This window comes from Bradyrhizobium sp. 76 (genome assembly GCF_023073025.1).
Lineage (GTDB): Bacteria > Pseudomonadota > Alphaproteobacteria > Rhizobiales > Xanthobacteraceae > Bradyrhizobium.
Map to the genome: position 1 here is coordinate 325,332 of NZ_JADPIS010000103.1, position 22,220 is coordinate 347,551.

The following is a 22,220-nucleotide window of genomic DNA, read 5'->3' on the forward strand; positions in this document are numbered from 1 at the left end:
TGCGCAGACTTCGCCAAACTGCTCCATTGGGGTAATGGGTCCTGGCTTTCGCCAGGACGACGACGAATGGCGGGCGCTTCGGTTTCTTCCATCCGGCTTGCAAGAATCCTGTTGCACTAGCCTCGCAGTCGTCTACCTCTCGGAGGGAAATATTCACGAGCGAGTGTTACGGCGTGACAGATCCAGCAATTGGCTTCACTCCGTCGGCCCGGCTCACTCCGGCCCTCAAGCGTGCGCTGACTGATATATTGGGCGGGAGCGCCGCCAGCGTCCTGACCGTCACATTCGGACTGTCCTACTCGCTGCTGATCTTCGCGGGGCCGTTGTCGCCCTATCTGTCCTACGGCATCACGGCCACTTTCGTCAGCTCTGCGGTGCTCGCGGCCGTCGTCGGGCTCGGTAGCTCCCTGCCCTTCGCGATTGCAGCCCCTGACAGCTCGACCGCCGCGGTGACGGGTATCCTGGCAGCCTCGGTGGTCGAACGCATCGAGACGGCGCACCTGTCGGCGCCGTTGCTGTCACCAATCCTGATCACGCTCGGCCTGTCGACGATGCTGACGGGATTGGTGCTGTGTGGGCTGGGCCTGACGCGGCTTGGCCGCGCCATCCGCTACGTGCCTTATCCGGTGGTCGGCGGCTTCCTGGGCGCAACCGGACTTCTCATCGTCATGGGTGCGGTCCGGGTGATCACCGACCACCCGCTGCAACTGGCGACACTGTCGCACTTCGCCAACCGCACCATCCTGCTGGAGCTGGGTGCCGCCTGCGCGATGGCGCTGGTGCTGTATCTCACCTGGCACCGCTCGCGCAGCCCGTTCGGACTGCCGATCATCCTGGTCGGCGGCGTGCTCACCGCGCATCTGGCGTTCTGGATCACCGGCGTTTCCTCCGATGAGGCGCGCACATTGGGCTGGACCTTTCAGTCCCCACCGCAAGCGGTCTTCGTGCTGCCCTGGCACACCGACGATCTCGCCCGCTATCCCTGGTTTGCCATACCGGACCTGCTCGGCAACGTCGTCGCGGTCATCTTCGTCACGGCCTCCAGCACGCTGTTCAACACCACCGGCATCGAGGTGGCCACGCATCGCGAAGCCAACCTGGAGTGTGAGCTGAACGTCACCGGCGCCGCCAATATCCTGACCGGCATGCTGGGCGGCTACCCCGGCTGCAGCTCGACCAGCCGCTCGATGCTCAATTTCTCCAGCGGCGGCCGCGGGCGCCTGTCCGGCCTCACGGCCGCGGCGCTGTCGCTGCTGGTGCTCGCCGTTGCACCCGAGCTGCTCGGCTTCATCCCCAAATTCGTGCTCGGCGGCCTGTTGCTCTATCTCGGCGCCGACCAGTTGCACAAATGGATCATCGAGTCGCGCAAGCGGCTGTCGAAGCTGGAATATCTCTCGCTGATCGCCATCATCGCGATCATCGTCGCCTGGGGTTTCGTGCCGGGCATCCTGATCGGCGTCATCATCGGCTGCACGACCTTTGCGTTCAGCGCCGCGCGGGTCGAGTCGATCAAGTACAGTTTCGACGGCTCGGAGTACCGCTCCTCGCTCGATCGCTCGCGCGACGACCAGGAGGTGCTGCTGGCCCATGGCGGCAAGATCCGCGGCCTCAATCTCCAGAGCTATCTGTTCTTCGGCTCCGCCAACCGGCTCTATCAGCACGTCAAGCAGCTGCTGCAGGAACGCCCCGAATGCCGCTATCTGCTGTTCGACTTCAAGCTCGTCACTGGCGTCGATTCATCGGCCGCCTATAGCTTTGCCCAGATCAAGCGCAGCGCCGGCGAACTCGGCGTCGAGCTGATCCTGGTGCATCTGTCGGCCACAGCCGAGAAGGTGCTGCGCTCCAGCGACTTCGTCGGCGAGGGCGTCACCATCGTCCCCGAGCTCGATCGCGCGCTGGAATGGTGCGAGAACGAGCTCATCTCGCAGCATCAGGAGCTGGCGCAGGAAGAAGCCAGCCTGCGCGACTGGTTCACGCGAATGCTCGGCAGTGAGGACGGCGCCGACGAGCTGATCCGCCGCTGCCAGCGCATCGAGGTCGAAGCCGGCGAGGTCATCGTGCAAGCCGGCGACCCCGCCGATTCCATGCACTTCATCCTCGACGGCCGCGTCGGCATCATGATCCCGGCCGACGACGACCGCAGCACGCGCGTGCGCAGCCTCGGCCGTTACACCACGATCGGCGAGATGGGGCTGGTATCACAGACACCGCGCAGCGCCACCATCCAGGCCGAGGTCGACAGCGTGCTCTACGTGCTGAACACGCACCAATTCGACGCCATCAAGACCGAGGATCCCGCACTCAGCCACAAGCTGCTGACCTATTTCGTGTCTGTGATGGCGGAGCGGCTGACCTTTGCGAACCGCACGATCGCGGTGTTGCGACGTTGATTGGCGCGTAGCTTCGTCATTGCGAGGAGCTATTGCGACGAAGCAATCCAGACTGTCTCGGTGGAAAGACTCTGGATTGCTTCGCTTCGCTCGCAATGACGTGGAGGAATGACGGCGACCTAAACCCCCGCCATCATCACGTATTTGATCTCGACATATTCTTCCATGCCGTGATGCGAGCCTTCGCGGCCGAGGCCGCTCTCCTTGACGCCGCCGAAGGGTGCGACTTCGGTGGTGATCAGGCCGGTGTTGACGCCGACCATGCCCGACTCAAGCGCCTCGGCGACACGCCAGACGCGGCCGAGATCGCGGGAGTAGAAATACGACGCCAAACCGAACGGCGAAGCGTTGCACATCGCGATGACGTCGGCCTCGTCCTTGAAGCGGATCACCGGTGCGAGCGGGCCGAAGGTTTCCTCCTGCGCCACCAGCGAGTCCGGCTTGACGTCGGCAAGCACCGTCGGCTCGAAGAACGAGCGCCCGAGTTCGCTGCGCTTGCCGCCGGTGACGACCTTGGCACCCCGCTTGACGGCGTCCGCAATGTGGCGCTCGACCTTGTCGACCGCTTTCAAATTGATCAACGGGCCCTGCGTGACGCCGGTTTCCGTGCCGTCGCCGATCTTCATCGCCGCGACCTTCTTCGACAGCTTCTGCACGAACTCGTCGTAGATCTTGTCCTGGGCATAGATGCGGTTGGCGCAGACGCAGGTCTGGCCCATGTTGCGGTATTTCGAGACGATCGCGCCTTCGACCGCCGCATCGATATCGGCGTCGTCGAACACCACGAACGGCGCGTTGCCGCCGAGCTCGAGCCCGAGCCGCTTCACTCCGACGGAGGCCTGCCGGTAGAGAATCTTGCCGACCGCGGTCGAGCCGGTGAAGCCGACGAAACGCACGGCCGGATGCTCGCACAGCACCTTGCCGATCGGCGCTGCATCGCCGGTGATGATGTTGAACACGCCCTTGGGCACGCCGGCCTTCTCCGCGAGCGCGGCCAGCGCCAGCGCCGACAGCGGCGTTTCATTGGCGGGCTTCAGCACCACGGTGCACCCGGCCGCAAGCGCCGGCGAAACCTTTCGCGTGATCATCGAGTTCGGGAAATTCCACGGCGTGATTGCGCCGCAGACCCCGATCGGCTGCTTGATCGCGAGCAAGCGCGCATCCGGCCGCTGCGTCGGAATCGTCTCGCCATAGACGCGGCGGGCCTCCTCGGCGAAAAATTCGACATAGGCGCCGCCGATGTCGACTTCGCCGAGGGCTTCGGCAAGCGGCTTGCCCTGCTCGGAGGTGAGGATCAGCGCGAGGTCCTCGCGGTTGGCGATGATCAGCTCGAACCATTTGCGCAAGATATTGGAGCGCTGCTTGGCGGTGTGCTTGGCCCAGCCCGGAAAGGCGCGCTCGGCGGCCTCGACCGCCCTGGTGGCGTCATCGGCCGAAAGCTGCGGAACCTTTGCGAGCTCGACGCCGGTCGCGGGATTGTTGACGGCGAAGACCGGCGAGCCGACCCAGGCGCCATCGATGTAGCAAGCCTCCTTCAGAAGCGACGGGTCCTTCAACCGGTCGCGCAGATTGGACGTGGCGTGCTGAGCACGTGCGGCGGCGGTCGGGGTCATGGCGTTGCTCCTGCGGGGCTTTTGCGGGCTGTTCCGGTTCGGCCGGAATATAGGGAGAAGCGGCGCGCAATGCACCGTCCCGCAACGCACATCTGCTGGGAGCCAGGCTCGGAGCGGCGGACTTACGCCGCGCCGCTCAGATAGGTCTCGCGCCGCCCGATCATGCGCTCGGCGGCGGCCTTGGCGTCGGCCTTCGAGGAGGTCGCGCAGGTCCGATATTCGAGATCAGGGACGTCGGACGCGTTGCGGCGGCCGAACCAGGACTTTGAACCGACCGGCAGTAGCGCCAGCGCCTGCGCCAGATTGTCGACCGCGCCAAATGAATAGAGCGCGCCGGTGCCGGCGATGCGAACCTCATAGATGCCGGGCGAGATCGGCGCCTCGAGATTCTCGCCCCGTCCGGGACGGGGATAGCGCTTCCATTCGCTCCAGGTCGAAATCATCTGAGGTCCCCCTCGCGGCCGGTGGGCGGCCGCTAAATTTGCATCAAGTCTTAACGTTGGCCGTCGATCGGCCGAGAGCTGAACGCCGCAGCTCACAAAATGTTTCAAGTGCGTCAAAACAGTCGAAACATAGCGCCAGCAGCCATCCACGGTCACAGCTGGTTGCGGCCATCCACCGCAGATTGTGACGGGGTATTGCAGTTCAGCGCCTTGTCGTCGTGCGCGGGGAGCCGACCGTCAAGTCACGACATCGCGACCGCGGCAGGTACGCGGATGCGCTTGCCGCGCGGCGCACGCGGGAGGACAATCGATCGCTTCCAACAATAATCAAACCGGAGGAAACGCGGATGCAAGGCAAAGCTGAGATCGACCAGATTCTGCGCCAGAAGAGCGAGGCCGGGGAAATTCCCGGCGTCGTCGCCCTCGCCGCCAGCGGTACCGACGTGCTGTATCAGGGCGCGTTCGGCAAACGCGACCTGTCCAAGCCGGACGCGATGACCGCCGACAGCGTGTTCTGGATCGCATCGATGACGAAGGCGGTGACATCAGCGGGCGCGATGCAGCTCGTCGAGCAGGGCAAGCTGTCGCTGGATGCACCGATCGGCGAGGTGTTGCCCGATCTCGCCAAGCCGCAGGTGCTCGAAGGCTCTGACGCCAAGGGCGAAGCCAAGCTGCGGCCGGCCAAGGGGCCGATCACGCTGCGCCAGCTCATGACCCACACGGCAGGCTTCTGCTACAACATGTGGAACGGCGATCTCGCGGTCTATCTGGACAAGAACGGCATCCCCGCCATCACCACCTGCCAGAACGCGGCATTGAAGACGCCTATCATGACCGACCCCGGCACGCGCTGGGAATACGGCACCAATATCGATTTCGTCGGCAAGGCCGTGGAAGCCGCCAGCGGCAAGCGCCTCGATGCCTATCTGCGCGACAATCTGTTCGCACCGCTTGGCATGAGCGACACCGCCTTCAAGATCACCGACGACATGCGCAAGCGCCTGGTCGGCATGCATGCGCGCGGCGAGGACGGCAAGCTCGCCGCGATCCCGTTCGAGCTCGAGCAGGAGCCGGAATTCCACATGGGCGGCGGCGGCCTTTATTCGACCGCGGCCGACTATATCAGGTTTACCCAAATGATCCTGAACAAGGGCCGCGGCAACGGCAATCAGGTGCTGAAGGCCGAGACCATCGCGACGATGGGGCAGAATCACATCGGCGATCTCGCCATGGGCAAGATGACCACGGCGGCGCCGATGTACACCAATGACGTCGATCTCTATCCCGAGCAGGTGAAGAAGTGGGGCCTCAGCTTCATGATCAACACCGCCAAGACCGCCGAGGGGCGTAGCGCGGGCAGCCTCGCCTGGGCCGGCCTCGCCAACACCTACTACTGGATCGACCCGGCGCGCGACGTCACCGGCGTGATCCTGATGCAGCTGCTGCCGTTCGCCGATGCAAAGTGTCTCGAGGCTTTTGCCGGCTTCGAGCGCGGCGTTTATGCCGGGCTCGATGCCGGCAGCGGGCGGAAAGCGGCCTGAGGCGCGCCTAGCACTCACGACGCGTGACGGCCGGGCTTGTTGTCCGGCCGTCCACGCACCTGACTGGAGGACACGATCTTGGCAGACAAGGCCGACAGTTACGTTTGCGGCATCTCCGACACGCCGCTGCTCGGCGACACCATCGGGCGCAGCCTCGATCAGGGTGCGCGGCGCTGGAGCGGTCGCGAGGCGCTGGTCTCGCCCAGCCACGGCGTGCGGTGGACATGGAAAGAGCTCGCCGAGCGGGTCGATGCGCTCGCGGCCGGCTTTGTCGCGCTCGGCCTCGAACGCGGCGAACGGATCGGCATCTGGTCGCTGAACCGGCCGGAATGGACGCTGACCCAGTTTGCCGCAGCCAAGGCCGGCCTCATCCTGGTGACGATCAATCCCGCCTACCGGTTGAGCGAGCTGGAATTCGCGCTTCACAAGGTCGGATGCAGCGCCATCGTCACCGCGACGGCGTTCAAGAGCAGCAACTACATGGACATGCTCAACACGCTGTTGCCGGAGCTTGCGATCGCCAAGCCCGGGCAATTGCGCGCCGCGCGGCTACCGGCCTTGCGCATCGTGATGCAGATCGGCGGCCCCGCCTGTCCGGGCACGATTCCGTTCGAGGAGGCCGCCGTCATGGGCGGACCCTTGCACCGCGAGCAGCTCGCCGCGCTCGGTGCCTCCCTGCAATTCGACGATGCCGTCAACATCCAGTTCACCAGCGGAACGACGGGATCGCCCAAGGGCGTGACGCTGACCCATCACAACATTCTCAACAACGGCTATTTCGTCGGCCGCGCCATGCGCCTGACCGAACAGGACCGCATCTGCATTCCGGTGCCGCTCTATCATTGCTTCGGGATGGTGATGGGCAACCTCGCCTCCGTCACGCTCGGCACGACGATGGTCTATCCCGGCGAGGGGTTTGATCCGCTCGCGACGCTGCGAACGATCGAGCAGGAAAAATGCACCGCGCTATACGGTGTGCCGACGATGTTCATCGCCGAACTCGACCACTGTGAATTCTCAAATTTCAATCTGAAGTCGCTGCGCACCGGCATCATGGCCGGTGCACCCTGCCCGATCGAAGTGATGAAGCGTGTCAACAGCGAGATGAACATGGGCGAGGTCACGATCGCCTATGGCATGACGGAGACAAGCCCGGTCAGCTTCCAGAGCGCCGTCGACGATCCGCTCGATCGCCGCGTCTCGACGGTCGGGCGAATCCATCCGCATGTCGAGGTCAAGGTCGTCGATCTCGACGGCAGAATCGTCAAACGCGGCGAACGGGGCGAGCTCTGCACCCGCGGCTACAGCGTGATGCTGGGCTATTGGGAGGAAACGGAGAAGACCGCCGATGTGCTCGACGCCAACGGCTGGATGCATACCGGCGACATCGCCGTCATCGACGACCAGGGTTATTGCAACATCGTCGGCCGCATCAAGGACATGGTGATCCGCGGCGGCGAGAACCTCTATCCCCGCGAGATCGAGGAATTTCTGTACCGCCATCCCAAGATCCAGGATGTGCAGATCTTTGGCGTTGCCGATACCCGCTACGGCGAGGAACTCTGCGCCTGGATCCGCGTCAGGTCCGGCGAGACGCTGACGCTGGAAGAGGTGCGCGCCTTCTGCGACGGCCAGATCGCCCACAACAAGATTCCGCGTTACGTGGAATTCGTCGACGAGTTTCCGATGACCGTGACCGGAAAGATCCAGAAATTCCTGATGCGCGACCAGGTGGAGCAACGGCTTGGGCTGAAGGCCGCGAAGACTGCGTAGGTTGCCTGTCATTCCCCGCGAAGGCGGGGCATCCAGTACGCCGCGGCTTCTCCGTAGCCCACTAACGGCTCTGGAATACTGGGTCACCCGGTCAAGCCGGGTGACGACAGCGGAGAGTGCCGCTCGCTATCACGGGGAGAGAGACCGCGTTACACGGTCAGTCCGCGCTGCCCTGCGAGTTCCTTCAGCGACACCTGCGGACGCGCGCCGATGTGCTGGATCACTTCGGCGGCTGCGAGCGCGCCGAGCTCGCCGCACTGCTTGTGGGACAGGTTGCGCGCCAGGCCATACAGGAAGCCGGCAGCGAAGAGGTCGCCGGCGCCGGTGGTGTCCACGAGTTTCGCGATCGGAGACGCCGGCGCTGCGACTGCATCAGTTGGCGTGACCACCACGCAGCCCTTTTCGCTGCGGGTCACCACGCCGAGATTGACGTCGTTGCGCAACTGCTTGAGTGCGGTGTCGAAATCGGAGGTCTGGTAGAGCGAATGCAACTCGGACTCGTTGGCGAACACGATATCGACGGTGCCGTTGCGCATCAGCCCCAGGAACTCGTCGCGATAACGATCGACGCAGAAGGAATCCGACAATGTCAGCGCCACCTTGCGCTTGGCATCATGGGCGATGTTGGCCGCCTTGACGAAGGCGTCCTTGGCGTTCTTGGGGTCCCAGAGATAGCCCTCGAGGTAAACGATGCCGGCCGCGGCGATCTCGGCCGGGTCGATGTCGGCGGGCGACAAATCCTGCGCGGCGCCGAGATAGGTGTTCATGGTGCGCTCGCCGTCATCGGTCACCAGGATGTAGGAGCAGCCGGTGGCAGGGCCGTCCTTCGCCGCGGGCGTGTTGAAAGCGACGCCGGCCGCGCGGATGTCGTGGACGTAGAGCTTGCCGATCTGGTCGTCCTTGACCTTGCCGACATAGGCGGCGCGCGCCCCGAGGCTGCCGATGCCGACGATGGTGTTGGCAGCCGAACCGCCGGAAACTTCCGTCGCCGGACCCATGTCCCTGTAGATGGCGGCGGCCCGTGCCTCGTCGATCAGGGACATGCTGCCCTTGGTCATGCCGTGCTTGCCCAGAAAGGCTTCGTCGGTCTTGACCAGCACGTCGAACAGCGCGTTGCCGATGCCGAGAACGTCATATTTCACGTCAGCCATTCACCCTGATCCTGTTTGGCGGATTGCGATACCCGCGGAAATCCGCTTCCTGTCGGTCTGAAATCTGGTTCGCGGCCTATCACGACCGGCCCTTCGCGGGCAAGCAACGGTATTATGCAGTTCCGATGATCCGCTCCTTCCTGACCGTCTCGACGGGGACACTGGCTTCACGGCTGCTGGGCTTCGCACGCGATTCGCTGATCGCGGCGCTGCTCGGCACCGGCGCCGTGGCGGACGCGTTTCTGGCGGCATTTCAGCTCGTCAATGTGGTGCGGCGCCTGCTCAGCGAGGGCGCCCTGAATGCGGCGTTGATCCCGGCCTGGCTGCGCGTTCGTGACCGCGAAGGCGAGGCGGCTGCGTCGGCGTTCGCGGGACGCGTGCTGGGTACGGTCAGCGCGGGCCTGATCGCGAGCTCGATCGTGATTGCGCTTCTGATGCCGCTGACCGTCATGATTATCGCGCCGGGCTTCGTCGGAAGCGCATCGCTCGATCTCGCCGTCCAGAATGCGCGGCTGATGCTGCCTTATCTCGCCTTCGCGGGACCCGTCACGGTGCTGATGGGCCTGCTCAACGCGCAGGGGCGCTTTGCACTCACCGCGTTCTCGCCGCTGCTGTTCAACATCGCCCTGATCGCCGCGATCACGGCCCTCCTGCTGTGGCACGCCGATCCAACCGTCGCCGCGTGGATGCTGGCGGCCACCGTCGGCATCGCCGGCCTGTTACAGCTCCTGATGCTGCTGTCGCAGCGAAGCGCGCGTCTGGCGACACCGTTGCGCGTGAGCTTCGACAAGGACATGCGCGGCTTCTTCGCCAAGGCGATCCCGGGCATGATCGCGAGCTCCGGCCCGCAATGGCTGATGGTTGCCGGCGCGATCATCGCCTCCGCCACGCCCGCCGCGGTCTCCTGGCTCTATTTCGCCAACCGCCTGATCGAGCTGCCGCTCGGTATTGTCGGGGTCGCCATGGGCACGGTGCTGGTGCCGGAGCTGACGCGCGCGGTGAGGAGCGGTGACCGCGACGCGGTTGCCTATGCGGAATCGCGTGCGCTGGAACTCGCGACCGGGCTGGCATTGCCGGCGACGCTCGGCCTGATCGTGCTGGCCGAGCCGATCGTGCGGCTGCTGTTTGAACACGGCGCCTTTGGCGCGGAGGACAGCGCGGCCACGGCGCATGCACTGGTGTGGCTGGCGCTGGGACTGCCGGCGCATGTGCTGATCAAGGCGCTGTCCCCGGCCTATTTTGCCCGCAGCGACACGATGACGCCGCTGCTGGCGACCGCGAAAGGGTTCGTGGTCGCGGTCGCGCTCGCGATCCTGCTCGGTCACTTCTTCGGCGCGAGCGGGATCGCCGCCAGCATTGCCGCCGGCGCCTGGAGCAGTGCGATCTCGCTGCTCCGGAAAGGCAACAGTGAATTCGGCTTCTCGGTCGATGCCAGCGCCCGCAACCGGCTGCCGCGAATCGTGCTCGCCGCGCTCGCCATGGGCGGCCTGCTATGGCTGACCGCGGGTCTCTTGCCTGCACAGGCCCATGGGCTCATCCGCTTCATTGCGCTGGGCTCACAGATCGCCACCGGAATCGTCGTCTATGGCTTGCTCCTGCAAATCCTCCGCGTCGCATCCTGGCGCGAGGCCGCCGGTGCCTTGAAGCGACCCGCCCAGCCCGATCCCGGCGCCTGAGTTTAGCGAAATTCCCTTGACGGGGCAGCGTCGCTGTTGGAAACGACGCCCCGTATCTTGCAGGGAAGCTGCCATGGCATTCGTTGAACGGGTTTTTTCGGGCGTCCAGCCGACGGGCAATCTGCACCTCGGCAATTATCTCGGCGCGATCGTCAACTTCGTGAAGATGCAGGAAACCCACAACTGCATCTATTGCGTCGTCGACATGCACGCGATCACGCAGGGCGTGGACGTCTGGGGTGGACCGGTCGAGCTCGCGCGCAACACCCGCGAGGTCACCGCGGCGTTCATCGCCAGCGGCATCGATCCGAGCAAGCACATCGTGTTCAACCAGAGCCAGGTCTCGGGCCACGCCGAGCTCGCCTGGATCTTCAACTGCGTCGCGCGCATGGGCTGGCTCGGCCGCATGACCCAGTTCAAGGAGAAGGCCGGCAAGGACCGCGAGAACGCGTCCGTCGGTCTGTTCGACTATCCCGTGCTGATGGCGGCCGACATTCTGCTCTACCGCGCCACCCACGTGCCGGTCGGCGAGGACCAGAAGCAGCATCTCGAGCTGTCGCGCGACATTGCGCAGAAGTTCAACAATGACTTCGGCGACTCGATCCGCAACCTCGGCGCCAATGACGGCCTGTTCTTCCCGCTCCCGGAACCCTTGATCACGGGCCCCGCGACGCGCGTCATGAGCTTGCGCGACGGCACCAAGAAGATGTCGAAATCGGACGCGTCGGATAATTCGCGCATCAATCTGACCGACGACGCCGACACCATCGCGCAGAAGGTGCGCAAGGCCAAGACCGATCCGGAGCCGCTGCCGACCGAAGAGAAGGGTCTGGAAGCGCGCCCCGAGGCCGACAATCTCGTCGGCATCTTCGCCGCGCTCTCCGGCCGCTCCAAGGCTGACGTGCTCAGGGATTTCGGCGGCGGCCAGTTCTCCAGCTTCAAGAACGCGCTGGTGGATTTGTGCGTCACCAAACTCGCGCCGATCGCCGGCGAGATGAAGCGCCTCGTCGCCGACCCCGGCCATATCGACGCTGTCCTGAACGACGGCGCCGACCGCGCGCGTGCGATCGCCGACGAGACCATGAAGCTCTCGAAGGACATCGTCGGCTTCATTCGCCGGCGCTGAGGCGCGTTCGCGAAACCGCGGCCGACGCCACGGCGCCGGCCGCTTCTGCTCTCCCCAAGCGAGACGGAGTGTGGCAGCATGTCAGCCGTGCACATTCCGGGACATGCATGACCAGCAAGCGACTTTGCTTCGAGCCGGGTCACAAGCCCAAATACCTCGTCATCGTCGACGACACCGCCGAATGGGATCGCGCGGTCTATTACGCCAGCCGCTGGGCGATCCGCGCCGGTGGCGGCGTTGTGATGCTCCGCATCATCGAGCCCGAACAGCAGAGCCAGGAATGGCTTGGAGTTGCGGACATCATGCGCGCCGAGGCGCAGGAGGCGGCAGAAGCCGCGCTCGACCGTGCCGCCGGCCGCGCCAACGGCATCGCCGCGATCACGCCGGAACGGGTGATCCGCGAAGGCGCCGCAATGGAACAGCTGCTGGCGCTGATCGACGAGGACCCCGACATCGCCATGCTGGTGCTCGCCGCGAATCCGGGCGCGGAAGGCCCGGGGCCATTGGTCTCGCTGCTCGCGCACGCGCTGGGCACGTTCCCGGTGCCGGTGACGGTCATTTCCGGCGCGCTGAGCGACCAGAGCGTGGATTCGCTGTCCTAGACTGCTGCTCTTTCGCCTCGCCTCGTTGGCCGGGAGAGGGATAAGCGGGCACCCTAACCCGCTGATTTAACAGGTGAACGGCGAACTTACCCCTTGACCGTGCGTTCGCCGTCGCCATCTGCTAGTGGATAGAGCACGCGCCGGCCTTGAACCGGCGACGTCTGGAGAAAACGATGTTCATTCAAACCGAAGCCACCCCCAATCCCGCCACGCTGAAGTTCATTCCCGGCCGCGTCGTGGTCGACGGCGGTCCGATGGAATTTGCCAATCGCGAATCGGCCGCACGCTCGCCGCTCGCCGAAAAGCTGTTCGAGGTCCCCGGCGTCACCGGCGTGTTCTACGGATCGGACTTCATCACCGTGACCAAGGCGGACGGTGAATGGCAGCAGCTCAAGCCCGCGATCCTCGGCGCCATCATGGAGCACTACATGTCCGGCGCGCCGCTGCTCGCCGACGGTGCCGCCGCGAGCGATGTCGATCTCGACGACGAGGACGAATTCTTCGACGAGGCCGATGCCGAGACGGTCGACATGATCAAGGATCTGATCGAGACCCGCGTGCGGCCCGCGGTCGCCAATGACGGCGGCGACATCACTTTCCGCGGCTTCAAGGACGGTATCGTCTATCTCAACATGAAGGGCTCCTGCGCCGGCTGCCCGTCGTCGACCGCGACGCTCCAGCACGGCATCCAGAACCTGCTCAAGCACTTCGTCCCCGACGTGGTCGAAGTCCGGCCGATGTAAGCGAGCTGCCTTAGGGCGGCCAAAAGCGAGCGTGCCCACCATGTCCGACGAGGTCTGACCGGGCACGCGGTATTCACGTTGTTGTAGCGCAAAGGCGTGGATGGCCGGGACAAGCCCGGCCATGATGGCAAGAACATTGGGCATCATGCGATTGCCAATGCTATGATCGCCTTATGCTGATCCTTGCCATCGATACCGCGCTGGAAGCGTGCGCGGTCGCCGTTCTCGACACCGATTCCGGCCAGCTCCTCGCACAGGAGCAGCTTCTGATGAAGCGCGGCCACGCCGAAGCGCTGATGCCGATGATCGCGCGCGTGATGCAGTCAGCCAATCTCGCCTTCACCGCGCTGGACCGCGTCGCGGTCACCATGGGCCCCGGAAGTTTCACCGGCCTGCGTGTCGGCATTTCGGCGGCCCGGGGCCTGGCGCTTGCTGCGAAGCGGCCCGCCGTCGGCCTGACCACCTTGTCGGCCTATGCCGCCGCCGTCGTCGGCCAGAGCGGAGCGGCGCCGGTGATCTCGGCGATCGACGCGCGGCATGATCACGTCTACTTCCAGATCGTGGCTGGTGACGGCAGCCAGCTGGTACGGCCAGCCGTCGCTCCCATCGACGAAGCGATCGCGGCGTCGCAATTCGGCGCGCCGCATCTGGTCGGCAATGCCGCGAAGATCCTCGCCGAGCGCTGGCCGAAAGATGTGCCGCAGCCGGTCGCGGTCGACGCGCAGCCCGCGCCTGACATCGGCTGGGTCGCATGGCTTGGCGCCGCGGCCGATCCCGCGACAAATCCGGCGCGGCCGTTCTACCTGCGAGCGCCCGACGCAAAGCCGTCCACACAACTGCCGCTTGCAGCACAAGCCGCAAGCTCATGATGAGATGGTTCTCGGAATGGTGGCGCGGCGATACGGCCGTCGTCGAGCCGGCTGTCGCGCGCGACGTCGCACGGCTCGCGCAACTCCACGGCGCCTCGTTCGCACGCGGTTGGGGCGAAGGCGAGTTCGAGAGCATGCTCAGCGAGCGCAACACGCTGGTGCATCGGTTGCGCCTCGGCCGCAAGACCGTGGGCTTCGCGGTGTCGCGGATCGGCGCGGACGAAGCGGAGATCCTCTCGATCGCGGTCGACCAGGCCCATCGCGGACGCGGCCTCTCTCGCACGTTGCTGATGACCCATCTCGGCCATCTGGCAGGCCGCGGCGTGCGCACAATATTTCTCGAAGTCGAGGAAAATAACCAGCCGGCGCGGCGGCTCTACGACCGAACCGGATTCATGGTGGTCGGACGCCGCGAACGCTACTATAAGCAGCCGAACGGGGAACAATTGAACGCACTTCTGATGCGACGTGACTTGTCGTAACATTGATGGCAGAAAGCGCCCCGTCAGGCGGACATCACATGACTGGTCTTAAACCTTCTCCCGCTTCCAAGGCATCCGGCATCGAGGCGCGCTGTGCCGCCACCGGCATGCGCATGACCGAGCAGCGCCGTGTCATCGCCCGCGTGCTCGCGGAGGCGGTCGATCATCCCGATGTCGAGGAACTGTATCGCCGTTGCGTCGCCGTCGACGACAAGATCTCGATCTCGACCGTGTATCGCACCGTCAAACTGTTCGAGGATGCGGGCATCATCGAGCGCCATGACTTCCGCGAAGGCCGCGCGCGCTACGAGCAGATGCGCGACAGCCATCACGACCACCTCATCAACCTGCGCGACGGCAAGGTGATAGAGTTCACCTCCGAGGAGATCGAGAAGCTCCAGGCGGAGATCGCCCGCAAGCTCGGTTACAAGCTGGTCGATCATCGGCTCGAACTCTATTGCGTCCCGCTCGACGACGACAAACCCACAAGTTAGTGGCCATCGATCTCGTCATCTTCGATTGCGATGGCGTGCTCGTGGACAGCGAGGTGATCTCCTGTCGCGCGCATGCGGATGTGCTGTCGAGGCACGGCTATCCGATCACATCGGAGCAGGTGCTGGTCCGCTTTCTCGGCGTATCCGAGAAAGACGCACGGCGAATGGTCGAACAGGAGATCGGCCGCAACCTTCCCGACGATCTCGAGAGCCAAGTGAATGCGGCGACGCTGCAATTCTATGCCAGCGATTTGCAGCCGATCACCCATGTGGCCGCAGCGATTGGCGCAATCGATTTGCCCAAATGCGTCGCGTCGAGCGGCACGCCGGAGAAGATCCATCATGGCCTGACCTGCGCCGGTCTCTACGATCTGCTTGCTCCGAACATCTTTTCCGCAAGCCAGGTCGCGCGCGGCAAGCCCGCGCCCGATCTTTTTCTGTTCGCCGCCGCGCAGATGAAAGTCGCGCCGGAGCGGTGCCTCGTGATCGAGGACAGCGTCCCCGGGGTGACCGGCGCGCATGCCGCCGGGATGACCGTGCTCGGCTTTCACGGTGGCAGCCATTGCCCGCCGGGCCATGTTGAAAGGCTCCGGGCCGCCGGGGCCGGATTGACGTTCGACGATATGCGGCAATTACCGGAGCTGGTCCGGCGGGTCGCGGCGGATACCCTGGCGGGCTGATTCAGGGCACTTTCTCAGGGCACTTGGCGACCGGGGCGCACGTGCGCCCCGAATCCATAGATTTTGGCGGGATTCCAGGCTCCCGCCGGCGGTCGCCCCGGATTGACAGCCCAAAGACCCCCAATCGCTGGATTTCCGCGGCGCCAGCCTATATCTGAGGGCGGTCCTCCCACCTCAATTCCGGGTTCCATGACGCCGCCGCGCAAGCTGCACATAAAATCATATGGCTGCCAGATGAACGTCTACGATGCCCAGCGCATGGTGGACACGCTGGCCCCGGAAGGATTCGTGGAGACGGCCAGCGCTGATGACGCCGATCTCGTCATCCTCAACACCTGTCATATCCGCGAGAAGGCCTCGGAAAAGGTCTATTCGGAGCTCGGCCGCCTGCGCGTCGCCAAGGACGCCGCCGCGCGCGATGGGCGCACCATGCAGATCGCGGTCGCGGGCTGCGTGGCACAGGCCGAGGGCGAGGAGATCGTGCGCCGTGCACCCGCAGTCGATGTCGTCGTCGGTCCGCAGAGCTATCATCATTTGCCGCAGCTGTTGAAGCGCGCCGGCAATGAGGGCCGCGCCATCGAGACCGAATTCCCGGCTCAGGACAAGTTCGGCTTCCTCGCCCAGCCCAAGCCCGGCACGATCCGCGCCCGCGGCATTTCCGCTTTCGTCACGGTGCAGGAAGGCTGCGACAAGTTCTGCACCTTCTGCGTCGTGCCTTACACGCGTGGCTCGGAAGTCTCGCGGCCGGTGACAAAGATCGTCGACGACGTGAAGCGGCTCACCGAGAACGGCGTGCGCGAGCTCACGCTGATCGGACAGAACGTCAACGCCTATCACGGCGAGGGACCGGACGGAAAAAGCTGGCCGCTCGGCAGGCTGCTGGAGCACCTCGCGGCGCTCCCGGGCGTCGCGCGGCTGCGTTATTCGACCAGCCATCCGCGCGATGTCGATGACAGCTTGATTGCAGCCCATCGCGATCTCGGCGCGCTGATGCCCTTCGTGCACCTGCCGGTGCAGTCGGGCTCGGACCGGATTCTGGCCGCCATGAACCGGAAACATACCGCCGATGATTATCGGCGTGTCGTCGACCGTTTCCGGTCCGCACGCCAAGACATTGCTTTTTCATCAGATTTTATCGTCGGCTTCCCGGGCGAGAGCGAGCAAGATTTTCTCGCCACCCTCGCGCTCGTCACGCAAATCGGCTACGCTGCGGCATATTCGTTCAAATACTCCGCCCGGCCGGGAACGCCGGCCGCGGACATGCAGGAGACGGTGTCCCCTTCCGAGATGGACCAGCGATTGGAGCGGCTCCAGGAACTGATCGACAGCCAGCAATCGGCCTTCAACAAGGCTGCGATTGGCTCAACGGTCGATGTGCTGTTCGAGCGTCCGGCCCGCAAGGACGGCCAGATCGTCGGCCGCACCGCATTCCTCCAGCCCGCGCATGTGATGGCCTCGCCCGACATCATCGGACAAATCCTGCCGGTCCGGATCGACAGCCTTGAACGCTACAGCTTCCTCGGTGAGCTCGCCATGGCGCACGAGCCCGCTTTATCACCCATCGCCACTGGAGCCTGAACCCTTGCCCAAAAGCGCATCGGATTCGTCTTCTTCCATCGCTCCCAGCCGCAAATTTGACCGCGACATGCAGGTTCCGCCCGAGACCCAGGTCGTCATCGATTTCGACGACAACCGCGCCGCGTCCGCGCTAGTTGGCCCTTATGGCCAGCATTTGGCACAGATCGAACGGCGGCTCGGCGTCGTCGTCGATTCCAAGGGCAACCACATCACGATTGGCGGCTCGCGCGACGGCTGCGACGCCGCGCGCCGGGTGCTGGAGACGCTCTACGCCCAGGCCGTGAAGGGACAGGATCTCGACCAGGGCGAGGTCGAGGGCGCGATCCGTGCCGTGATCGCGCAGGGCTCGCTGTTCGAGTTCGATGCCAAATCGGCCAAATCCACCTTCGACAGCATCAATCTGCGCAAGCGCCCGGTGCGTGCGCGCACGGCGGCGCAGGATTCCTACATCCGCGCGCTGAAGCGCCACGAGCTGGTGTTCGGCATCGGCCCCGCCGGCACGGGCAAGACCTGGCTCGCGGTCGCGCATGCCGCGCAGCTGTTCGAGCGCAAGGAAGTCGACAAGATCATCCTGTCGCGCCCGGCGGTGGAAGCCGGCGAGCGGCTCGGCTTTTTGCCCGGCGATCTCCGCGAGAAGGTCGATCCTTATCTTCGCCCGATTTACGACGCGCTCTATGACCTGATGGACGCGCGCATTGTCGAGCGCGCGCTGCAGACCGGCGAGATCGAGATCGCGCCACTCGCCTTCATGCGCGGTCGCACGCTCACCAACGCGGCCATCATCCTGGACGAGGCGCAGAACACCACGTCGATGCAGATGAAGATGTTTTTGACCCGCCTTGGCGAAAACAGCCGCATGATCGTCACCGGCGATCCCTCGCAGATCGACTTGCCGAACGGCCAGACCTCGGGCCTCGCCGAGGCGACGCGCCTGCTGAGCGGCGTCGAAGGTATTGCGCAAGTTCATTTCAAGGCCGAAGACGTGATCCGCCACGAGCTCGTGGCGCGGATCGTCTCCGCCTACGAAGGGTCGCCGCAGCGGCCGGCCGCCGGTAAATCCTGACGAGGCAGCAACCGGACCATATGGGCGCGGACACGGCGCCCCTTCGTTCGGAACAAGGACAATGTCACACCCCAACCTTCCCATCACCGAGGTCCTCGTCGTCGCCGATTGCTGGCAGCGGGAGCCCGAATCCGAAGCCGTGATCCAGCGCGCCGTGGCGGCCGCCGCCGAGAATGTCGACGAAGACGTTGCGGAGGCGGAAGTGGCGGTAATGCTGACCGATGATGCCGGCATCCGCACGCTGAACAGCAACTGGCGCGGCATCGACAAGCCGACCAACGTGCTGTCGTTTCCCGCGCTGCAGCCGGAAGGCGACTGGAAGCCGGGCGATGCGCCGCGCATGCTGGGCGACATTGCGATCGCCTACGAGACCATGCGGCGTGAGGCGGACGAGGAACAAAAACCGTTCGATCATCATTTGAGCCATCTCGCCGTGCACGGTTTCCTGCATCTGGTCGGCTACGACCACGAAAACGAAGACGACGCCGAGGAAATGGAAGCGCTCGAACGAGAGATCCTGGCTCATCTCGGCATTCCCGACCCCTATGCCGACCGCCCAGGGACGCATTGAGATGCCGGATTCCGACCCGATTCAGGACAATCCGCGCAACACGGCCAATTTACCGGTCGTGGTGACCTCAGGCGAGGTGATGCGCCCGACCGCCGATGGCTGGCTGCTGCGCGCCATCCGGACGTTGTTCGGCTGGAAGGCGGGTTCGGTGCGCGACGACCTCCAGGTCGTGCTCGACGCCACGACGCCCGACGACACCGGCTTCTCGACGGTCGAGCGCACCATGCTGCGCAACATCCTCGGCCTGCACGAGCGTCGCATCGCCGACGTCATGGTGCATCGCGCCGACATTGTCGCGGTGAAGCGCGACATCCCGCTCGGCGAGTTGATGGACCGTTTCGAGAGCGCCGGCCATTCGCGCCTTGTGGTCTACAACGAGACGCTCGACGATCCCGTCGGCATCGTCCATATCCGCGATCTGCTCGCCTTCATGACCGCGCGTGCGCGCGTGTCGGGGGTCACGAAAACCAAGCGCAAGAAACCGCTGCCGGCCGGGCTCGATCTGCGTACGGTCGATCTCGCGCTGCCGCTCGAAGAAGCGCGCATCATCCGCAAGCTGCTCTACGTGCCGCCGTCGATGCGGGCGATCGACCTGCTCGCGCAGATGCAGGCCACTCGCATCCATCTGGCGCTGGTGGTCGACGAATATGGCGGCAGCGACGGGCTGGTCTCGCTCGAGGACATCGTCGAGCAGATCGTCGGCGAGATCGACGACGAGCATGACAGCGACGAGCCGCCCTCGATCGTGCGGCTGCCCGACAACGCCTTCATCGCCGACGCCCGCGCCAGCCTCGACGACGTCCGCACCGTGATCGGCGAGGACTTCGTCACCGGGGAGGCCGGCGAGGAAGTGGAGACGCTGGGCGGCTATCTCGTCAGCTTCGTCGGGCGCCTGCCGGTGCGCGGCGAGGTGATCTCGGGCCCCGGCCATTACGAGATCGAGGTGCTCGATGCCGATCCACGCCGGGTCAAGCGGCTGCGGATCTCGACACGGAAGGAGCGCCCCGCGCCGCGCACCCAGCGCGAGAGCCGGCGCCGCGAGGCTGCGCCGGATGGCAGCCAGCCGACGGCCAGCGACACGCCCACCCCGCCGCCCAGCGACGGGACCGGTCCGCAGTGAGCGCTTTCCAGCGATTTCGCCAGATCGCGCTTGCCATCATCCTGACCTGGGGATGGAAGCGCGCGCTCGTCGCGATGGCTGCCGGTGCGCTCTCGGTGCTCGCGCTGGCGCCGTTCAACGCCTTCCCGGTGCTGTTCATCACTTTCCCGGTGCTGGTCTGGCTGATCGACGGCGCCGGCGCCGGACGATATCGCGGCGTCCCCGCCGCGGCGCTGACCGGTTACTGGTTTGGGCTCGGCTATTTCGTGCCCGGCCTCTACTGGATCGGCTACGCCTTCTTCGTCGATGCCGATGTGTTCGCCTGGCTGACGCCGTTCGCCGTGCTGGGCCTGCCGGCCTATCTGTCCATCTTCACGGCAATGGGCTTTGCGCTCGCCCGTCTGCTCTGGACCAAGAACGCCACGCGCGTGCTTGCGCTCGCGGCAAGTCTCACCATCACCGAATGGCTGCGCGGCCATGCGCTGACCGGCTTCCCCTGGAACGCGTTCGGCTATGCGCTGTCCGAGCCGCTGCCGCTGGCACAAACGGCGTCGCTGATCGGCCTGTGGGGCATGACGTTCCTGACGGTTGCGATCTTCGCAAGCCCCGCGGCGCTGATCGACCGCACGCCCGATCGCCGCCTGGCGTGGCGCGCACCGGCCGCGGCCCTGGCGCTCCTGCTGGTCATGGGTATCTTCGGCGCGATCCGCCTGTCGCTCCATCCGACCACGATGGTCGCCGGCACCAAATTGCGCCTGATGCAGCCGAATCTCCAGCAGGACGCGAAATTCAACTACGCCGCCAAGGCGGAGGTGATGAAGAAATATCTGGCCTTGTCGGACCGCGCCTCCGGACCGCAATCGACCGGCGTGCGCGATGCCACCATCCTGATCTGGCCGGAATCCGCCTTTCCGTTCTTCCTGACGCGCGAAGCCGATGCGATGGCGCAAATCGCGGAGCTTCTGCCCAAGGGCACGGTGCTGATCACGGGCTCGGTCCGCGCGCCCGACCTGCCGCGGGGCACGCCGATCACCCGCGCCTATAATTCGATCTACGTGATCGACCACGACGGCAGCGTGCTCTCTGTGTACGACAAGCTGCATTTGGTGCCGTTCGGCGAATTTCTTCCCTACCAGGGCCTGATGGAGAAGCTCGGTTTCGAGCAACTCACGCGTGTGCGCGGTGGCTTCATTCCCGGCACCGTGCGGCATGCGCTGGCGGTCCCCGGCGCGCCCTCCGCGCTGCCGCTGATCTGCTACGAGGCAATCTTTCCCGGCGAGGTGGCTGGACGCAATGAACGTCCGGGCTGGATCGTGAATCTCACCAATGACGGCTGGTTCGGAATCTCGACCGGCCCCTACCAACACCTCGAACAGGCGCGGATGCGCGCGATCGAGCTCGGATTGCCGCTGGTTCGCTCCGCCAATACCGGCGTTTCCGCAGTGATCGATCCGGTGGGACGCATCGTCGCCAGCCTCGGTCTCGGGATCGAAGGCATTTTGGATGCAAATCTGCCCGCCGCGATCCCGCCGACCATCTATGCGCGCGTGGGCGATGTACCCGCGGCCATGCTTGTCGCGCTCGCCGTGTTTTGGGCGGTCCGCCGACGTGTTGCCAAACGGCATCCCTGATCACGCAGCCTCGGCCGATAACTTTTGACAACCGTAGTCCCACGGTTGACAGACTGCACGCGGCCTCCTCATTCTGCACCGGCTGCAAAAGACAGTGGGCATTGCTAAATTTCTCCGCAATGTTTTCCAATAACAGGGTCTGATTTTGACGTTGCTTACACCTGAGGCATTCCTGATTGCGCCGAAGGTGATGTTTGGAGGGCTGAGGAAATGTCGAAAGCGCCCAACCCTGTTGACAAATATGTCGGCAGTCGCGTGCGGATGCGCCGCATCATGTTGGGCATGAGCCAGGAAAAGCTCGGTGAAGCTTTGGGCCTGACCTTCCAACAAGTTCAGAAATACGAGAAGGGCACAAATCGGGTCGGCGCGAGCCGCATCCAGCAAATTGCCGAAATTCTCCAGGTGCCTGTGTCGTTCCTGTTCGAGGGCGGTCCGAGCGGCGTGGCGGGGCCGGACGGCTTCGCAGAAGGCGCATCGCCGTCTTACGTCTCGGATTTCCTCGCGACTTCCGAAGGACTCGCCTTGACCAAGGCGTTCACCCGAATCACCGATTCGAAGATGCGCCGCTCGATCGTCGATCTCGTCGAGCAGATCGCGGCCCGCGAAGGCCCCGACAAGCGCTGACGCGCCATCTCAATCCGATTTGAGGCTGCGTCAAATCTGGCCTATGTCGTCATTTGCGGTCGCGCTTTGAT

20 protein-coding genes are annotated in these 22,220 nt (G+C 64.8%); 17 read left to right on the plus strand and 3 right to left on the minus strand.

Features of this window, described 5'->3' with window-relative positions:
* The first annotated feature begins 173 nt into the window (after positions 1-173).
* Entirely contained in the window at positions 174-2,390 is a 2,217-nt protein-coding gene (locus IVB48_RS27840; RefSeq protein ID WP_247404927.1) for a SulP family inorganic anion transporter, read from the plus strand.
* Between the two features lie 119 nt (positions 2,391-2,509).
* Here IVB48_RS27840 and IVB48_RS27845 read toward each other — a convergent pair whose 3' ends face one another.
* Both IVB48_RS27845 and IVB48_RS27850 read right to left on the minus strand, forming a co-directional pair.
* Positions 2,510-4,003 carry an NAD-dependent succinate-semialdehyde dehydrogenase gene (locus tag IVB48_RS27845; protein ID WP_247404930.1) on the minus strand — a complete coding sequence of 498 codons (1,494 nt, stop codon included), beginning with the start codon at positions 4,001-4,003 and terminating at the stop codon, positions 2,510-2,512.
* Between the two features lie 122 nt (positions 4,004-4,125).
* Positions 4,126-4,446: a hypothetical protein gene (locus tag IVB48_RS27850; RefSeq protein ID WP_027566114.1), complete on the minus strand. Its 321-nt coding sequence runs from the start codon at positions 4,444-4,446 to the stop codon at positions 4,126-4,128.
* Between the two features lie 347 nt (positions 4,447-4,793).
* Here IVB48_RS27850 and IVB48_RS27855 point away from each other — a divergent pair, with 347 nt between their 5' ends.
* Entirely contained in the window at positions 4,794-5,987 is a 1,194-nt protein-coding gene (locus IVB48_RS27855) for a serine hydrolase domain-containing protein (RefSeq protein WP_247404933.1), read from the plus strand.
* Between the two features lie 78 nt (positions 5,988-6,065).
* On the plus strand, positions 6,066-7,760 hold the full coding sequence (locus IVB48_RS27860; protein ID WP_247404936.1) for an AMP-binding protein: 1,695 nt from the start codon (positions 6,066-6,068) through the stop codon (positions 7,758-7,760).
* Between the two features lie 149 nt (positions 7,761-7,909).
* On the opposite strand, the gene IVB48_RS27865 is transcribed toward IVB48_RS27860, so the two are convergent.
* Positions 7,910-8,911, minus strand: coding sequence for an adenosine kinase (locus tag IVB48_RS27865; RefSeq protein ID WP_247404941.1), 1,002 nt, complete (start codon positions 8,909-8,911; stop codon positions 7,910-7,912).
* A gap of 125 nt (positions 8,912-9,036) precedes the next feature.
* On the opposite strand from IVB48_RS27865, the gene murJ reads away from it, so the two are divergent.
* From murJ to IVB48_RS27935, 14 genes are all read left to right on the plus strand, one after another.
* Positions 9,037-10,587 carry a murein biosynthesis integral membrane protein MurJ gene (gene murJ / locus IVB48_RS27870; RefSeq protein ID WP_247404945.1) on the plus strand — a complete coding sequence of 517 codons (1,551 nt, stop codon included), beginning with the start codon at positions 9,037-9,039 and terminating at the stop codon, positions 10,585-10,587.
* A 73-nt stretch (positions 10,588-10,660) separates the two neighbouring features.
* Positions 10,661-11,713 carry a tryptophan--tRNA ligase gene (trpS, locus tag IVB48_RS27875; RefSeq protein ID WP_247404949.1) on the plus strand — a complete coding sequence of 351 codons (1,053 nt, stop codon included), beginning with the start codon at positions 10,661-10,663 and terminating at the stop codon, positions 11,711-11,713.
* A 107-nt stretch (positions 11,714-11,820) separates the two neighbouring features.
* Positions 11,821-12,315, plus strand: a complete 495-nt coding sequence (locus IVB48_RS27880; protein WP_247404952.1) for a universal stress protein — start codon at positions 11,821-11,823, stop codon at positions 12,313-12,315.
* 173 nt (positions 12,316-12,488) lie between these two features.
* On the plus strand, positions 12,489-13,058 hold the full coding sequence (locus IVB48_RS27885; protein WP_247404955.1) for a NifU family protein: 570 nt from the start codon (positions 12,489-12,491) through the stop codon (positions 13,056-13,058).
* 173 nt (positions 13,059-13,231) lie between these two features.
* The gene (gene tsaB, locus IVB48_RS27890) at positions 13,232-13,927 is read left to right on the plus strand and encodes a tRNA (adenosine(37)-N6)-threonylcarbamoyltransferase complex dimerization subunit type 1 TsaB (RefSeq protein ID WP_247285131.1); all 696 of its coding nucleotides are present in this window, start codon (positions 13,232-13,234) and stop codon (positions 13,925-13,927) included.
* On the plus strand, positions 13,924-14,409 hold the full coding sequence (gene rimI, locus IVB48_RS27895) for a ribosomal protein S18-alanine N-acetyltransferase (RefSeq protein ID WP_247357440.1): 486 nt from the start codon (positions 13,924-13,926) through the stop codon (positions 14,407-14,409). Before tsaB ends, rimI begins: the two co-directional genes overlap by 4 nt.
* Before the next feature lie 38 nt (positions 14,410-14,447).
* Positions 14,448-14,903, plus strand: coding sequence for a Fur family transcriptional regulator (locus IVB48_RS27900; RefSeq protein WP_007598312.1), 456 nt, complete (start codon positions 14,448-14,450; stop codon positions 14,901-14,903).
* Positions 14,903-15,583 carry an HAD family hydrolase gene (locus IVB48_RS27905; protein ID WP_247404957.1) on the plus strand — a complete coding sequence of 227 codons (681 nt, stop codon included), beginning with the start codon at positions 14,903-14,905 and terminating at the stop codon, positions 15,581-15,583. Before IVB48_RS27900 ends, IVB48_RS27905 begins: the two co-directional genes overlap by 1 nt.
* Positions 15,584-15,772: 189 nt before the next feature.
* The gene (gene miaB / locus IVB48_RS27910) at positions 15,773-17,161 is read left to right on the plus strand and encodes a tRNA (N6-isopentenyl adenosine(37)-C2)-methylthiotransferase MiaB (RefSeq protein ID WP_247404961.1); all 1,389 of its coding nucleotides are present in this window, start codon (positions 15,773-15,775) and stop codon (positions 17,159-17,161) included.
* A gap of 4 nt (positions 17,162-17,165) precedes the next feature.
* Complete coding sequence (locus IVB48_RS27915) at positions 17,166-18,224, plus strand: PhoH family protein (protein WP_081747794.1); 1,059 nt, start codon at positions 17,166-17,168, stop codon at positions 18,222-18,224.
* A 61-nt stretch (positions 18,225-18,285) separates the two neighbouring features.
* Positions 18,286-18,795, plus strand: coding sequence for an rRNA maturation RNase YbeY (gene ybeY, locus IVB48_RS27920; RefSeq protein ID WP_018455806.1), 510 nt, complete (start codon positions 18,286-18,288; stop codon positions 18,793-18,795).
* 1 nt (position 18,796) lies between these two features.
* On the plus strand, positions 18,797-19,915 hold the full coding sequence (locus IVB48_RS27925; RefSeq protein WP_027514682.1) for a hemolysin family protein: 1,119 nt from the start codon (positions 18,797-18,799) through the stop codon (positions 19,913-19,915).
* Positions 19,912-21,525 (plus strand): apolipoprotein N-acyltransferase, encoded by a 1,614-nt coding sequence (gene lnt, locus IVB48_RS27930; RefSeq protein WP_247285126.1) that lies wholly within the window; start codon positions 19,912-19,914, stop codon positions 21,523-21,525. Before IVB48_RS27925 ends, lnt begins: the two co-directional genes overlap by 4 nt.
* 210 nt (positions 21,526-21,735) lie before the next feature.
* Positions 21,736-22,149 (plus strand): helix-turn-helix transcriptional regulator, encoded by a 414-nt coding sequence (locus IVB48_RS27935; protein WP_007598327.1) that lies wholly within the window; start codon positions 21,736-21,738, stop codon positions 22,147-22,149.
* Positions 22,150-22,220: the final 71 nt, after the last annotated feature.

Bases quoted from the DNA above. Each gene is read 5' to 3' on its own strand.
- IVB48_RS27845 (WP_247404930.1), bottom strand. From the start codon at position 4,003: ATGACCCCGACCGCCGCCGCACGTGCTCAGCACGCCACGTCCAATCTG.
- miaB (WP_247404961.1), top strand. From the start codon at position 15,773: ATGACGCCGCCGCGCAAGCTGCACATAAAATCATATGGCTGCCAGATG.
- IVB48_RS27850 (WP_027566114.1), bottom strand. From the start codon at position 4,446: ATGATTTCGACCTGGAGCGAATGGAAGCGCTATCCCCGTCCCGGACGG.
- IVB48_RS27885 (WP_247404955.1), top strand. From the start codon at position 12,489: ATGTTCATTCAAACCGAAGCCACCCCCAATCCCGCCACGCTGAAGTTC.
- IVB48_RS27900 (WP_007598312.1), top strand. From the start codon at position 14,448: ATGACTGGTCTTAAACCTTCTCCCGCTTCCAAGGCATCCGGCATCGAG.
- IVB48_RS27855 (WP_247404933.1), top strand. From the start codon at position 4,794: ATGCAAGGCAAAGCTGAGATCGACCAGATTCTGCGCCAGAAGAGCGAG.
- IVB48_RS27880 (WP_247404952.1), top strand. From the start codon at position 11,821: ATGACCAGCAAGCGACTTTGCTTCGAGCCGGGTCACAAGCCCAAATAC.
- rimI (WP_247357440.1), top strand. From the start codon at position 13,924: ATGATGAGATGGTTCTCGGAATGGTGGCGCGGCGATACGGCCGTCGTC.
- IVB48_RS27865 (WP_247404941.1), bottom strand. From the start codon at position 8,911: ATGGCTGACGTGAAATATGACGTTCTCGGCATCGGCAACGCGCTGTTC.
- IVB48_RS27925 (WP_027514682.1), top strand. From the start codon at position 18,797: ATGCCGGATTCCGACCCGATTCAGGACAATCCGCGCAACACGGCCAAT.
- ybeY (WP_018455806.1), top strand. From the start codon at position 18,286: ATGTCACACCCCAACCTTCCCATCACCGAGGTCCTCGTCGTCGCCGAT.
- murJ (WP_247404945.1), top strand. From the start codon at position 9,037: ATGATCCGCTCCTTCCTGACCGTCTCGACGGGGACACTGGCTTCACGG.
- IVB48_RS27935 (WP_007598327.1), top strand. From the start codon at position 21,736: ATGTCGAAAGCGCCCAACCCTGTTGACAAATATGTCGGCAGTCGCGTG.
- trpS (WP_247404949.1), top strand. From the start codon at position 10,661: ATGGCATTCGTTGAACGGGTTTTTTCGGGCGTCCAGCCGACGGGCAAT.
- tsaB (WP_247285131.1), top strand. From the start codon at position 13,232: ATGCTGATCCTTGCCATCGATACCGCGCTGGAAGCGTGCGCGGTCGCC.